The sequence below is a fragment of the Pseudoalteromonas sp. 2CM37A genome, from assembly GCF_023161885.1.
GTDB lineage: Bacteria > Pseudomonadota > Gammaproteobacteria > Enterobacterales > Alteromonadaceae > Pseudoalteromonas > Pseudoalteromonas atlantica.
Genome location: NZ_JALNTJ010000009.1, coordinates 107,795 through 121,246, shown reverse-complemented (window position 1 = coordinate 121,246; position 13,452 = coordinate 107,795). Strand labels below are relative to the sequence as shown.

The window sequence follows — 13,452 nt, the reverse complement described above, 5'->3', positions numbered from 1 at the left end:
CGGCACTAGCTCAGTTGGTAGAGCGCGACCTTGCCAAGGTCGAGGTCACGAGTTCGAGCCTCGTGTGCCGCTCCAATCTCTCTAAATATCCCACTAAAATAAACACCTCTAAAACAATATTTTGATCTGATTTATACCTACGAAAATTATTTATAAATATTAAACGCACGAGTGGCCGCATGCCACCGCGCGATATAAAGGGTTTTAAATAATGCGAAGTGACGTGGGTAAAAGCTAGGGAGGGGAGGTCAATACAAGGTTAAAAGGTTTCGCCTTGCAAGGTCGCTATAATACATCTTGCACCGCCAGCGTCGCGATGCTCGCCTAAGTAAATACCTTGCCATGTACCTAGCGCTAAGCGCCCATTGCTTATAGGAATACTTAATTCACACCCTAACGTACTGGTTTTTATATGGGCTGGCATATCATCATCACCTTCGTAATCGTGACGATAGTAAGGCTGGCGCTCAGGAACGAAATGGTTAAAGTGGCTTTCCATATCCATGCGCACTGTAGGATCGGCGTTTTCGTTTATGGTTAAACTTGCCGACGTGTGCTGAATAAACAAATGTAATAGGCCAACTTTATAATTGGCCAGCTCGCTCAGCTGCGCGAGTATTTCATCATCTATCAAATGAAATCCTCGAGCGCGTGGTTTTAAAGTTATTTGAGTTTGTTGCCAGCTCATAACTTATCAAAGCTAACTTCTATATTTGCATCGCCTGCATCACAGCTAAATGGCATAATTATTTTTTTGCCCTTACTTTTATGTGTGATGGTGTGGCCTTTACCTGCAACTACAATGGGCGTAGCCATATCAAAGTCATAGCCTTTTTCGCCGAGTAAGTTTTTAGCTCCACCGGTAACCATATTAGTAATTTCCCCAACCATATCAGTTACTTCATCGTCTATGTTGTCAGGGCGCTCACCAAGCATGCGTTCCATGATAGTCAGAGCTAAGTTTTCATCAAAGGTAATTGAAAATGAGCCACGAGTTTGCGCGCCCACCATGCCAATTAAACCAGATACATCGCCACAGGCGACTTCGTCTGTTTTTATACGCGGCTTACCTGGTTTTAACTCGGTTTGTGCCATTGTAGATAACACATTGATCAAAGAAGATAAAAATGGATTAATGAACTCAACATTCATGTTAGGTACTCTTAAAATTGGTGCTAAAGTGGCTATCTAAATATGAGTATAGCTTTAAAACAAACTTTGGGTTTAGCTTCTACAAGACTCACACTTACCGTGTGCTTCAATAGTTTGCCCTGATACAACAAAGCCGCTTTCTGCTGCTAAGTTGTTTAGCTCGTGAGAAATAACCGTAGAGTGCAGCTCTTTTACAAAGCCACAACTGTCACAAATTAATAGCTGCACAGGATGAATATGATCAAAGTGATGGCAAAGCATAAATGCATTGGTGCTTTCTATTTTGTGAATAAAGCCCAGCTCTGATAAAAAGTCTAGCGCACGGTAAATTGTTGCAGGTTTTGCGCCTGTTTCTGTTACTTTTAATTGTTCAAGTAAATCGTACGCCCCAACGCCGCCTTGGGCGCTAGCTAATAGGCGAAATACTTTTTCGCGGATAGGCGTAAAACGCGCACCACGGTTGTCACAAACTTGTTTTGCTTTACTTACGAGTGATTCTATATTCATCATTCTCTTATCCTTACGCTACCGTGATATACTAACATACTGTGTTGTACTTGCAGCGTTTTTATTAAACACTTTTATCTAGGAACCCCATTAATGCATGAACTGGTAGCTATATTTATTTTCTTTTTTGCGGTGATAGACCCTATAGGTACAGTGCCTGTATTTATTGCTGTGACACGTGGGGAAGATGAAAAGTTTAAACGAAAAGTTGTTTTTAAAGCCGTCGGTGTATCCGCTGTGGTTTTACTCTTTTTTGTTATTGCCGGTGAGCAGCTATTAAATGCAATTGAAATACCGCTGTCGGCGTTTCAAATAGCTGGGGGCATAGTCCTGCTTATTTTTGCGCTTTCAATGATTTTTGGTGAAAGTAAGCCCGAGTCTGAGATTAAAAGTGTGCGCGACAGCACAGAAACAGCTATTTTTCCGCTAGCCATTCCCTCTATAGCAAGCCCAGGCGCCATGCTTGGCGCAGTACTGATGACCCGTAACGAAGAATACACGTGGGTTGAGCAAGTTACTACATCGTCGATGATGTTGGTTGTATTAGTTGTTGTGCTTGTGCTGTTGTTACTCGCAAATCATGTGCATAAATTAATAGGCGACAGTGGCGCAAGTATTATAAGTAGAATCATGGGGTTAATTTTAAGCTCTGTGGCAGTTACAAATATACTCAACGGTATCGCGCATTATTTTGGTTTACAAATATACAGCTAACATTGATGCTAATTAGGCTTTTGTGTAAAATACAGCGCCTTTTTATGGGCGCATTTACTTATAATCCCCGAGGCTTTTACATTGCAAAAACGCACATTAGATAATCCAACGTTAAACAGACGTTTTTCTGTTGCACCCATGCTTGATTGGACTGATCGTCATTGTCGCACTTTTCATCGTAAGATGACTAAGCACACTGTTTTATACACTGAGATGATCACCACGGGGGCGATTTTATTTGGTCGCGGCGATTACCTACACTTTAATCAGCACGAGGGGCCGGTTGCTTTGCAGCTGGGGGGGTCTGATCCTGAGGCGCTAGCAAAGTGTGCAAAGCTTGCGGGTGAGCGCGGTTACGATGAGATTAACTTAAATGTAGGCTGCCCTTCAGATAGAGTACAAAACGGGCGCTTTGGTGCATGCCTAATGGCCGAGCCTGAGCTGGTTGCACAGTGTGTTGCGGCAATGAAAAGTGAAGTTAGTATACCTGTTACGGTAAAAACACGCATCGGTATTGATGAGCAAGACTCGTATGAGTTTTTATGCGCATTAATTGAAGCCAGCCATAAAGTTGGCTGTGATGACTTTATTATTCATGCCCGTAAAGCGTGGTTAAATGGTTTAAGCCCTAAAGAAAATCGTGAAGTACCGCCTCTTGATTACCCACGCGTTTACCAACTAAAAAAAGACTACCCACAGCTCGATTTAAGCATTAATGGCGGCGTTAAAACAATTGAAGAAAGCCTAGCGCATTTAGCGCATATAGACGGCGTTATGATTGGTCGCGAAGCATATAGTAATCCATTTATGCTTAATGAGGTGGATGAAAAGATTTACGGTGAGGTGGCTAATACTCAGACTCGTCACGATGTGGTGCGCGCTATGTATGATTACATAGAAGAGGAAATGCGTTTAGGTGCTAACTTTTGGCATATAGCACGCCATATGCTGGGGATTTTTCAGGGGCAGCCAGGGGCGCGCGGATTTAGACGTCACCTTTCAGAAAACGGTCACGGTAAACAGGCTGATTTGTCGGTAATGGATAAAGCATTAAGTTTTGTGCCTGAGTAATAGTAAAGCGCTGAACAGTTATAAAAAAACCACTTTATAAAGTGGTTTTTTTATAACTAAAATTTAGTCAAAAGATAAATAAATTAGTGATTTTCGCTTATTAATATTCAGTTTTTAGTCAGTTTTAAATAACGTGTTAGTTACCTAACTAATTGAATATAAAAGATTATAAATAAATTTTTGTTACTTGGCATAACTCTTGGAATCTTGTTGTTGTTATCAATTAAAAACAACAGGACAAAACAATGAGTACATTTAATCGCGTAAATGATGTTATCCAATCCAATATTGCTGCCATGCTGGATAAAGCAGAAGACCCAGAAAAACTCCTCAACCTTATGCTAAGTGAAATGCAAGAAGCGCTTAACGAATGTAGAAGCACGGCCGCAGCCTTGCTGTGCGAAGAAAAAACGCTTAAACGCCAAATTGCACAAAAACAAAAAGACTTAACTTTGTGGCAAACAAAAGCTGAGCTGGCAGTTGCTAAAAACCGTGACGATTTAGCCAAGTCTGCGTTAGTAGAAAAACAGCGAGTAGATGAGCAAATTGCAGCAAAAAACACTCAGCTAAATACTCTAAAAGAGTCGATAGAGAAAATTACGGCAGATTGTGAGCGTTTACAGCAAAAAATGGCGCAAGCTAAAAGCAAACAAGCTCAATTAATAAAACGCCACGATATTGTTGCTGCACGTGAAAAAGTGAACATGCAATTACACAGTGACAAGGTCGCAAATGCTTTGTCTCGCTTTGAAATGATAGAGCAAAAAGTGGAAGGCATAGAAGCACAGGTTGATGCTTATGAACTTACAAATACAGCGCAATCAACCGCTGAGCAAATTGAGTCTTTAGTAAAAAATGAAAAAATAGATGCAGAGCTGGCTCGTTTAAAAGCCAGTGTTAAGCAAAGTAATACCAATACAACTGCGCCAAGCGCTTAAGGAGTAAAGTATGAATAACTTTAAAACACAGCGTGGTTGGAACAAAAATTCACTGAATAAAAAAATATCGGGCGTATGCAGTGGGTTAGCGCGTCGCCTTGATTTTCCAGTGTGGTCAACACGGTTAGTAACTATTTTATTATTTATAAGTTTTCCGTTTGCAGTGGCGCTTGGTTATTTGATTGCTCACTGCTGCCTTGAAGAGCGTGCGTATTAGGAGAGGGATATGAAAACCTTAGCAATATGTGTTGTCGTATATGTGTTACTTTTTACTGATACTGTGTCGCTAATACATTTTGATTCATGGCAGTTTCCACTTTGGATTGCAGATATGAGCTGGGTGGGGCTTGAGCTGGCTGGTGTATTAGTCGCTATTATTGCAGTGGTAGCCGTAATGGCTTTAGTGACCATGGGGTTAATAGGCGCAGGGATTGTCGCGCTGGTTGGCACCATTTTGGCACTGTTATTTGGTTCAGTGATGATAGCCTGGCCATTATTATTTGTAGCTGTACTGTGCTGGTTGGTGCTCGATAACAAAAAAGTAACCTCTTAAGCCTTAATTTAACTGACTATTATTAGTTAACTATGTTAAATTTAAAGTGAAATTTTATGCTTTCACAAGGAATAAAGCGATGATGAAGCAGTGCTTTTTTATGGCCTCGGCGTTAATGATTAATGTGTTTTCGTCATCGGTTGCTGCACATGCTGGGCACAGCCACGATACAGACGAAGCTAAGCTTGAAGTAAGCCATGCACAAGTAAGGGCGTTTTTGCCTGGTAGTAAGTCGAGTGTTGGCTATTTAACAATTTCTAACCACGGTGGTGGTGTTGCTAAATTAACTAAAGCAACCATCGAAGGTTTAGGCCGTGTAGAAATACATGAGCACAAACATGTCAATGGCATGATGAAAATGCAGCAGGTTAAAGCCGTTACTATTAAGGGCCATGAAAGCCTAAGCTTTGAGCCTGGTGGTTACCATTTAATGGTATTTGATCCACAAGAGCCACTAAAAGTAGGGCAAGAACGTAAACTCACGCTATATTTTAGTGACGGTAACCGCTTGTTTACTAATGCTCAAGTGGTTTCGCTTGAAGCGCAAGCTGCGCATTCAAAGCCATCTAAAAAACAACACGCTCATCACTAGGAGGATAAATGTCGCAACATAAAGGAAAAATAGCTGGTGCCTTGGTGGTACTACTTATTATTTTTTACGCTATTGCAGTTTATTGGAGCATTGAGCCGGCACGTTTTAACGTAGTAACTAATGCAAAAGAAACCGCGCAAGCACGCAACGAAAAAATGGTAACAGGCTATACAACCACCTCAACGCTTATTACCGTTGCTAGCACATTACTTGATAAGCAAGGTGGATATTTATCAAACGATGTGATGCCGCCAAGTGTGATAATGGATGACATGCCTGCGTGGGAATATGGCGCGCTTGAAATGGTGCGTGATTTAGCGCTATCAATGCGTAAAGACTTTAGCCGTTCACAGTCGCAATCTACCGAACATGAAGCCCTCAAAAAAGCGCAGCCACAATTTAATATTAGCTCTGAGGCATGGGCGTGGCCAAGTGCCGAGGGAGAGTACCAAAAGGGAATAGACTACCTTCTTGTGTACCGCTCACAAATTGCTAACGAGCATGAGCGCGATAGCCAATTTTATTCACGTGCAGATAATCTACGTAGCTGGTTAAAAGAAGCCGAAAAGCGTTTAGGCAGTTTAAGTCAGCGTTTAAGTGCAAGTGTTGGCCAAGACAAAGTAAATACCGATTTAGCCGGTAATTCTTCAAACACGCAAGCGACCTACACACCACTTCAGCAACAAGTAAGAACGTCGTGGTGGGAAATAGACGACGTGTTTTACGAGTCGCGCGGTGCAACGTGGGCGTTATTACACTTTTTACAAGCAGTTGAGTATGACTTTGCTGATGTATTAGAAAAGAAAAATGCGCGTGTAAGCTTACAGCAAATTATACGTGAGCTTGAGGCAACACAAGAAACCGTGTGGAGCCCAATTATATTAAACGGGAATGGTTTTGGCTTTGTGGCAAATCATTCTTTAGTTATGGCAAATTATATTTCAAGAGCCAATGCGGCTTTAATCGAACTTAGCGAACTACTAGCTCAAGGATAAAAAATGAAAAAGTATTGTTTAGCAGCTGCCCTTTCAATGGCATGTTTAGCCCCTGCAGCACAGGCAGACACTCTATTAGGTTTATATGTAGGTGTTGATGGCTGGCAGTCAGATAACGACGGTCAGTTTTCTTACAAAGATAACGCACCACAAGATTTTAATTTTGAAGACGAAACCTTTATTAGCTACTACGCGGCACTAGAGCACCCAGTGCCATTAGTTCCTAACCTAAAGCTTAAATACACTGAGCTTGAACTTAATGGCTCAGCAACCCTTACTGATACGTTTAGCTTTAATGGCTCAGATTACGTGGTTGGTACAACTGCAAATACATTAAGTGATTTAACTCACATTGATTACATTCTTTATTACGAAATCTTTGATAACGATTTAATTTCAATTGATTTAGGTTTAAACGCAAAGCAGTTTGACGGTGACATTGTTGTAACTGGTACCACTCAACAAGGTGGCACTAACTTCTCTGAAACTAAAGATTTTTCGGGCTTTGTGCCACTTGCGTATGGCCGTGCTGAAGCAGGCTTACCATTTACGGGTTTAAGCGTGTTTTTTGAAGGTAGCTTTTTGGCTATCGACGATAGTAAAGTACAAGACTACCAAGTAGGCGTAGCGTATGAACTTATTGATAACCTAGCGGTAGATGTAGCTATTAAAGCAGGTTACCGCTCAATGACGTTAGAGCTAGATGATGTTGATGATATTAATACCGATATTGACGCATCAGGCCCATTTGCGGGTATTCAAGTTCACTTTTAATTAGTGAGCTTACAGCGTGGTGTGTTATTTATTAACATGCCACGTTAAATCAAATTCTCCCTCCAATGCATTATTAATTAATTGCTTATACACCTTATTTACAGGGTAATTTATAAGCTTAGAAAGCTCATCGCCTGTTTGGGTAAACTTGTAATAGCTTAATACTAAGTCACTGCTTTTAGCTTTTAACGTCACTTTTTGCGATAAAAACGACAGGGTGAGTTCTTGTCCTGCTTTTAATACCGCCGATTCTATTTCTTTTCTGTAGAGTAAATTAAGATCCATTAGCGTTAAAATATCAGGAAAGCTGATCCCCGTTTTTCCTAAATTTAGCGATACCTTATTGCCTTTTCGTAGTAAGTCGAAAAGCGAAGGCTTTTTATAAAACCCTAATAAAATAAAGTGGCTGTCGTCTTTTGCGTTGTAGCTGCTCAGCGATACACACTTTTGTAATGCATCTGCTTCGCGTTGGGTCATATGCTTGAGTGTTTGTAAGCTTTTTATAGAAAATGTACCGGGGTTGAGCGTCTCGCCAGTTAAAATTTTAGCCCACAGTGTTTGCATCGATTCATTTGAGGTGTCTTCACATAGGGCAATAAAGCGCTCTATCCAGTCGGCATCTGGTTGCTTATTGCTTGCCACATCGGGGCAAAATCCCATTGCTTTAGCTAAAATGGTTTCTATATTTTGCTGCTGTTTTATAAGCAGTAAATCTTGGCGCTTTTGGGCGCGCGCTAAAATAGGGTTATCGCTATTTATGTGATAAAGCGGGTTTAGATCGCCTTTAGAGCCGTAACTTTGATCTGTACTTGGTTGCCCTGTATTTGTGGTTATTTTTTTTACGGGGTAGCCAAGTAAAGACTCAATTATATTGGCGAGGTTAATTCTCGCTTGGGCTGATTTTACTGTCATCGTTATCCAGCTGTGTTTTTTGGTCGCGTAATTGCGCCACTGTTTGTAAGTTATTTAAGCCAAGTGACACTGTATTGCTTAATACATACTCGCTAAAAATTGATAGATAACCCGAAATTAGCGGGGTATTGGTTTGGCCATTAATATTACACGTTACATTTACCACACCTTCTACTTCGGTAAATGTAATTTCACCTTCAATAATATGCTCATTTTTTAAAAGTGCATTAAAGGTCATTTTATTTTGCGAAAGCGACGTAATGGTCATTTCTCCATACCCCCAGTCACTTTGCCACGATTGATGCGCGCCTATACCGCGACTAGGTTCGCCTAAAGTAAAAGTGATAGACGGATCTACTTTCCCCCAAGGCGACCATGTATGCCAAAGGCTAAAGTCAGAAACCAGCGATTTAACGGTCGCTACATTGGCATTTATTTGTATGTTTTTATTTACGCTGTAATTTTGCGGCAGGGTTAAACCAATCAAAATAGCCACTAAAACTAACAATAAGAGCGTTTTTATAAGGATTTTAAAAAATTTAATAGGCACACCTTTTACGAGTTTTTTAGTTTGAAATATAACAACTTTTTATTAATCGACTATAGTATGAATTAGCCTATAAACCAAAAATATATTTTTAGCACATAGGTATGAGCTTATATAAGTATTAAAACTGATAAAGGGTAGATAATGTCGTCAGAGCAAAGCGATTTTTTATTTTTAGCGCCAGACAGCGAAGAAGAAATAACCCAAGAATTATCTGATTTTTGGGATGTTTTGATCGTTGATGACGATCCTGAAATACATTCAGTGACTAAGCTTGCGTTATCGGGCGTAGAGTTTTGGGGGGCAGGGCTGCGTTTTCACGATGCGTACTCTGGCAGCGAAGCCATCGAAATACTCAAAAACAATAATACAATATCCGTTATTTTTTTAGATGTAGTGATGGAATCTGATGATGCGGGTTTGCAAGTTGTAAAACGCGTACGCGAAGAGCTTAACAATCAGCATGTGCGAATTATTTTACGAACCGGCCAAGCGGGCAACACCCCAGAAGAAAAAGTAATTCGCGAATATGACATTAACGATTATAAAACAAAAACAGAGTTAACTCGTTCTAAATTAGTAACTTCTTTAATTACCGCTATTCGCTCGTACGAGCAAGTATGCCAACTTGAGTATCAAAGTGATGCAATGAACACCATTGTTTCGGCTTCAAAGTCTATTTTAGGGCTTACCGATATTAAAGTGTTGTGCAAAGAGATTATTAAACACTTGGGCATTATTTTAGAGTGTCAGCAAGTTGGGTTGGTATGCAGTAAGCTAGATGGCGATAACTTTATTCAAGTATTGGGTGGCAGTGGCCATTATGAGAGCTACTTTGGTGAAAAGCTTGTTAATGTTGATAGCGTTGCGCTTGAACAAGTAGAGCAGTGTTTTGAGTCGGCTCAGCATTGCCAAACCGATTCGAGCGTAACTTTTATTGTTAAAAGTAAGCACCGCCAGGCTGCTATTTATTTAGAGTGCGAGCATAAACCGAGTGATGCGCAGCTGCAATTTGCAGAGATTTTTCTTACTAATGTGAGTGTAGCCCTTGATAACGTAAGGCTGTTTGTAAAACTAAGAGATGCGGCCTACAAAGATGTACTGACCGGTATTTCTAATCGTACTAATTTTATTGAGCGGGTGGTGCGTTATCAAAAACCACATGTTAATGACTACGTTTTTGTATTAATTGATGTGATTGGTTTTGCAGATATTAACAATGGCTTAGGACAAGAAATTGGCAATCATTTGCTAATCGAGATTGTAAAGCGGCTTAAAGATGCTTACCCAGACGCAAAGTTATTGTCGCGTATTGGCGCAGATGTTTTTGGCTTTATTATTCGCCAAACGGAGTTTGACCTTGAACAATTTAACGACGTGCTAAGTGTGCCTTTTAGTGCTGGCGAGCATATTTTACCTGTCGATTTTAGAATTGGTTTATGTCAGCAGCAAGACTTTCAAAGTACTGGGTTAGATACACTCAAAGTTGCCTATATTGCGTTAAATCAAGCTAAAAAGCTTAAATGCAAAGAGGGTATTTACTACGATATTGATATGCAAGACAAAATGGCTTGGCGCTTAGGTATTATTAGGCAGTTACGTCATGACTTTGCTCGGCAAAAACTCCAAGTGTGGTATCAGCCTCAGCTTTCACTTGATAATTTATCTTTGATTGGCTGTGAAGCATTGCTGCGCTGGCCATCAGAAGATGGCTCGTTTATATCTCCTGCGGTGTTTGTGCCTTTAGCAGAGGATGCCGGTTTAATTGTTGATATTGGCCAATGGGTTTTAGAACAAGCTTGCCAACAGCAAAAACGCTTAGAGGCACTCGGTGAAGAAATTTGCATTGCTGTAAATGTATCTGTGCCGCAATTTAAGGTTAAAGGCTACGCTTCAACAGTAAAAAACACCTTACAAAAGTACGATGTTAAACCCTGCAATATAGAGTTAGAAGTGACTGAAAGCGTGGTAATGGATGAATTAGAAACCGTGATCAATACCCTAAAAGAGTTAAAAGAATTAGGCGTAGAAGTTGCGATTGATGATTTTGGAACGGGCTTTTCTTCGTTAAGTTACTTACAAAGTTTACCGCTTGATAGGCTTAAAATAGACCGCGCATTTGTAAAAGATTTACCCGATAACGACACCGGTGCTATTGCTGCTTTGGTGGTGTCGCTTGGTGCTAAACTAGGACTAAAAACAATTGCTGAAGGTGTAGAAACACAGCAGCAGGCAGAGTTTTTGAAAAACTTAGGGTGTGATGAAGTACAAGGTTTTATGTACGCTAAGCCGATGCCTGAGCACGAACTTTTAGAGTTTATTAAAGAGCGAAATAAAAAAACTTAATATCAACAGACTTTACAGTAGGCGCGATATCTCTAGGCAATGTTGTATAAATAAGCAATGTATTAGGATATAATTCGCGCCTTTTGTTATTCTACGGCCAAAACTATGAGCTCCCTTAAAGCTGAACGCGCGCTATTTTCATACCCCAAATATTGGGCAGAATGTTATGGCACCGCCCCATTTTTACCTACCACTCGCGAAGAAATGGACGCTCTTGGCTGGGATAGCTGCGACATTATAATTATTAGCGGCGATGCCTATGTTGATCACCCTAGTTTTGGTATGGCGGTTATTGGCCGTGTACTTGAAGCGCAAGGCTTTAGAGTAGGTATAATTGCTCAGCCAGATTGGCAATCAAAAGATGCCTTTATGGGGCTTGGTAAACCAAACTTATTTTTTGGTGTAACAGCCGGCAACATGGATTCGATGATCAACCGCTACACGGCTGAAAAACGAATGCGCCATGACGATGCCTATACACCAGGTAATGTGGGCGGCAAGCGTCCTGACCGTGCGGTGATGATTTACTCTCAGCGCTTACGCGAAGCCTACAAAGGTGTGCCTATTGTTATTGGTGGTATTGAAGCAAGCTTGCGCCGTATTGCTCATTACGACTACTGGCAAGAAAAAGTACGCCGTAGTATTTTATTTGATGCCAAAGCCGACATCCTTATTTATGGTAATGCAGAGCGCCCTCTGGTGGAAGTAGCCCACCGTATAGCCGCTGGCGAAACTATGGATACAATTCAGGATATTCGTGGTACAGCGGTTATTCGTAAAGAGCCAATACCGGGCTGGCGCGGAAGTGATTCAACAGCGATTGATAAAATAGGCAAAATTGACCCTATCCCAAACCCCTATGGGGCTGATGATGTTGGGTGTAGTAAATCAGAGTTTAAGCAAGCCGGTATTGATTTAAAAGCCGAGGCCGCTAAACCCATTACCATTCAGCCTGCGCGCCCTAAACCGTGGGAAAAAACATACGTTAAACTGCCTGCATTTGAGCAAGTAAGCGTTAATAAACCGCTTTATGCTCATGCCTCGCGCATTTTGCACCAAGAGACCAACCCAGGTTGTGCTCGTGCGTTATTTCAGCGCCATGGCGATCGCTCTATTTGGGTTAACCCGCCGGCATTTCCGCTCGAAACCCATGAGATGGATGATGTATTTGGTTTGCCTTATCAGCGTATACCGCACCCAAGTTATGGTGATGCAAAAATACCAGCCTACGATATGATTAAAACGTCGGTTAATATTATGCGCGGCTGTTTTGGTGGCTGTTCGTTTTGCTCTATTACCGAGCATGAAGGACGTATTATTCAAAGTCGCTCGCAAGAGTCGATTATTGATGAAATAGAGCAAATTAGAGATAAAGTACCTGGTTTTACCGGTGTTATTTCTGATTTAGGTGGCCCAACGGCCAACATGTATAAATTGCGCTGTACGAGCAAAAAAGCAGAAAGTACCTGTAGGCGACTCTCATGTGTTTATCCTGATATATGTAAGCACATGGACACAGACCATACACCTACTATCGATTTATACAAAAAAGCTCGTGAAGTGAAAGGCATTAAAAAGATTTTGATCGCCTCAGGCGTTCGTTACGATCTAGCCGTACAAGACCCTCGATATGTAAAAGAGCTGGTGACACATCATGTGGGTGGCTATTTAAAAATTGCCCCTGAGCACACAGAAGATGGCCCTTTGTCTAAAATGATGAAGCCGGGCATGGGTGCTTACGATCAATTTAAAGAATTATTTGATAAGTACTCAAAAGAAGCGGGTAAAAAGCAGTATTTAATACCGTACTTTATTTCAGCGCACCCAGGTACCAAAGACGAAGACATGGTTAACATGGCATTGTGGCTTAAATCTAACGACTTTAAGTTAGACCAAGTACAAAATTTTTACCCGTCGCCTATGGCCAATGCAACCACCATTTACCATACAGAAATGAACTCGTTGCGTAATATTAAAAACAACAAAGAGCAAGTACCTGTGCCAAAAGGAGCGCGCCAACGTCGCTTACACAAAGCCATATTGCGTTATCACGATCCATCGGGTTGGCCAATGATCCGCGATGCACTGCGTAGTATGGGGAAAGCCAATTTAATTGGTAAAGGCCCAAATTGCTTAGTGCCAGAAGAAGGCCGCGATGAAAAAGCAAATAAAGGCGCTGGTAAAGGAGGGCGCCCAGCCTTAACGCGCCATACTGGGTTTAGCCAATTTAAAAAGGCTAACACTAAGCCTAAAGTGGGCGGCAATCGCCAGCGTGCTTCTCGCTAAGTGTTAAAACAAGTAAATAAAAAACCCGATACTGAGTAACAGTATCGGGTTTTTTTATTGCGTTA

The 13,452-nt window shown here is 41.1% G+C and carries 15 protein-coding genes; 10 read left to right on the top strand and 5 right to left on the bottom strand.

Going from position 1 to position 13,452, the window contains the following annotated elements:
• Window positions 1-259: 259 nt before the first annotated feature.
• The 3 genes from MTF68_RS16780 to MTF68_RS16770 form a co-directional block, all read right to left on the bottom strand.
• A complete protein-coding gene (locus MTF68_RS16780; protein WP_248463121.1) occupies window positions 260-688 on the bottom strand; it encodes a secondary thiamine-phosphate synthase enzyme YjbQ in 429 nt (142 codons plus the stop codon).
• A complete protein-coding gene (locus MTF68_RS16775) occupies window positions 685-1,152 on the bottom strand; it encodes a chemotaxis protein CheX (RefSeq protein ID WP_029773279.1) in 468 nt (155 codons plus the stop codon). Before MTF68_RS16775 ends, MTF68_RS16780 begins: the two co-directional genes overlap by 4 nt.
• A gap of 72 nt (window positions 1,153-1,224) precedes the next feature.
• The gene (locus MTF68_RS16770; RefSeq protein WP_029773280.1) at window positions 1,225-1,659 is read right to left on the bottom strand and encodes a transcriptional repressor; all 435 of its coding nucleotides are present in this window, start codon (window positions 1,657-1,659) and stop codon (window positions 1,225-1,227) included.
• 93 nt (window positions 1,660-1,752) lie between these two features.
• On the opposite strand from MTF68_RS16770, the gene MTF68_RS16765 reads away from it, so the two are divergent.
• The 8 genes from MTF68_RS16765 (at window position 1,753) to MTF68_RS16730 (ending at window position 7,296) form a co-directional block, all read left to right on the top strand.
• Window positions 1,753-2,373, top strand: coding sequence for a MarC family protein (locus MTF68_RS16765; protein WP_004589061.1), 621 nt, complete (start codon window positions 1,753-1,755; stop codon window positions 2,371-2,373).
• Between the two features lie 81 nt (window positions 2,374-2,454).
• Window positions 2,455-3,444 (top strand): tRNA dihydrouridine(20/20a) synthase DusA, encoded by a 990-nt coding sequence (gene dusA, locus MTF68_RS16760; protein ID WP_282448331.1) that lies wholly within the window; start codon window positions 2,455-2,457, stop codon window positions 3,442-3,444.
• A gap of 245 nt (window positions 3,445-3,689) precedes the next feature.
• Window positions 3,690-4,382, top strand: a complete 693-nt coding sequence (locus MTF68_RS16755) for a PspA/IM30 family protein (protein ID WP_248463120.1) — start codon at window positions 3,690-3,692, stop codon at window positions 4,380-4,382.
• A gap of 10 nt (window positions 4,383-4,392) precedes the next feature.
• Window positions 4,393-4,599, top strand: coding sequence for a PspC domain-containing protein (locus tag MTF68_RS16750; protein WP_248463119.1), 207 nt, complete (start codon window positions 4,393-4,395; stop codon window positions 4,597-4,599).
• A 9-nt stretch (window positions 4,600-4,608) separates the two neighbouring features.
• Window positions 4,609-4,935 (top strand): hypothetical protein, encoded by a 327-nt coding sequence (locus MTF68_RS16745; RefSeq protein WP_024031509.1) that lies wholly within the window; start codon window positions 4,609-4,611, stop codon window positions 4,933-4,935.
• 79 nt (window positions 4,936-5,014) lie between these two features.
• The gene (locus tag MTF68_RS16740) at window positions 5,015-5,527 is read left to right on the top strand and encodes a copper chaperone PCu(A)C (protein WP_029773289.1); all 513 of its coding nucleotides are present in this window, start codon (window positions 5,015-5,017) and stop codon (window positions 5,525-5,527) included.
• Window positions 5,528-5,535: 8 nt separating this feature from the next.
• Window positions 5,536-6,522 (top strand): DUF2333 family protein, encoded by a 987-nt coding sequence (locus tag MTF68_RS16735; RefSeq protein ID WP_004585847.1) that lies wholly within the window; start codon window positions 5,536-5,538, stop codon window positions 6,520-6,522.
• 3 nt (window positions 6,523-6,525) lie between these two features.
• Window positions 6,526-7,296 (top strand): TIGR04219 family outer membrane beta-barrel protein, encoded by a 771-nt coding sequence (locus MTF68_RS16730; RefSeq protein ID WP_004585848.1) that lies wholly within the window; start codon window positions 6,526-6,528, stop codon window positions 7,294-7,296.
• 24 nt (window positions 7,297-7,320) lie between these two features.
• Here MTF68_RS16730 and MTF68_RS16725 read toward each other — a convergent pair whose 3' ends face one another.
• Complete coding sequence (locus tag MTF68_RS16725; RefSeq protein WP_064385742.1) at window positions 7,321-8,208, bottom strand: TIGR03899 family protein; 888 nt, start codon at window positions 8,206-8,208, stop codon at window positions 7,321-7,323.
• A complete protein-coding gene (locus MTF68_RS16720; protein ID WP_004585850.1) occupies window positions 8,177-8,758 on the bottom strand; it encodes an SRPBCC family protein in 582 nt (193 codons plus the stop codon). The genes MTF68_RS16725 and MTF68_RS16720 overlap by 32 nt, the downstream gene beginning before the upstream one ends.
• 141 nt (window positions 8,759-8,899) lie before the next feature.
• Here MTF68_RS16720 and MTF68_RS16715 point away from each other — a divergent pair, with 141 nt between their 5' ends.
• Window positions 8,900-11,101 (top strand): EAL domain-containing protein, encoded by a 2,202-nt coding sequence (locus tag MTF68_RS16715; RefSeq protein ID WP_248463118.1) that lies wholly within the window; start codon window positions 8,900-8,902, stop codon window positions 11,099-11,101.
• Between the two features lie 105 nt (window positions 11,102-11,206).
• The gene (locus MTF68_RS16710; protein ID WP_248442658.1) at window positions 11,207-13,387 is read left to right on the top strand and encodes a YgiQ family radical SAM protein; all 2,181 of its coding nucleotides are present in this window, start codon (window positions 11,207-11,209) and stop codon (window positions 13,385-13,387) included.
• Window positions 13,388-13,452: the final 65 nt, after the last annotated feature.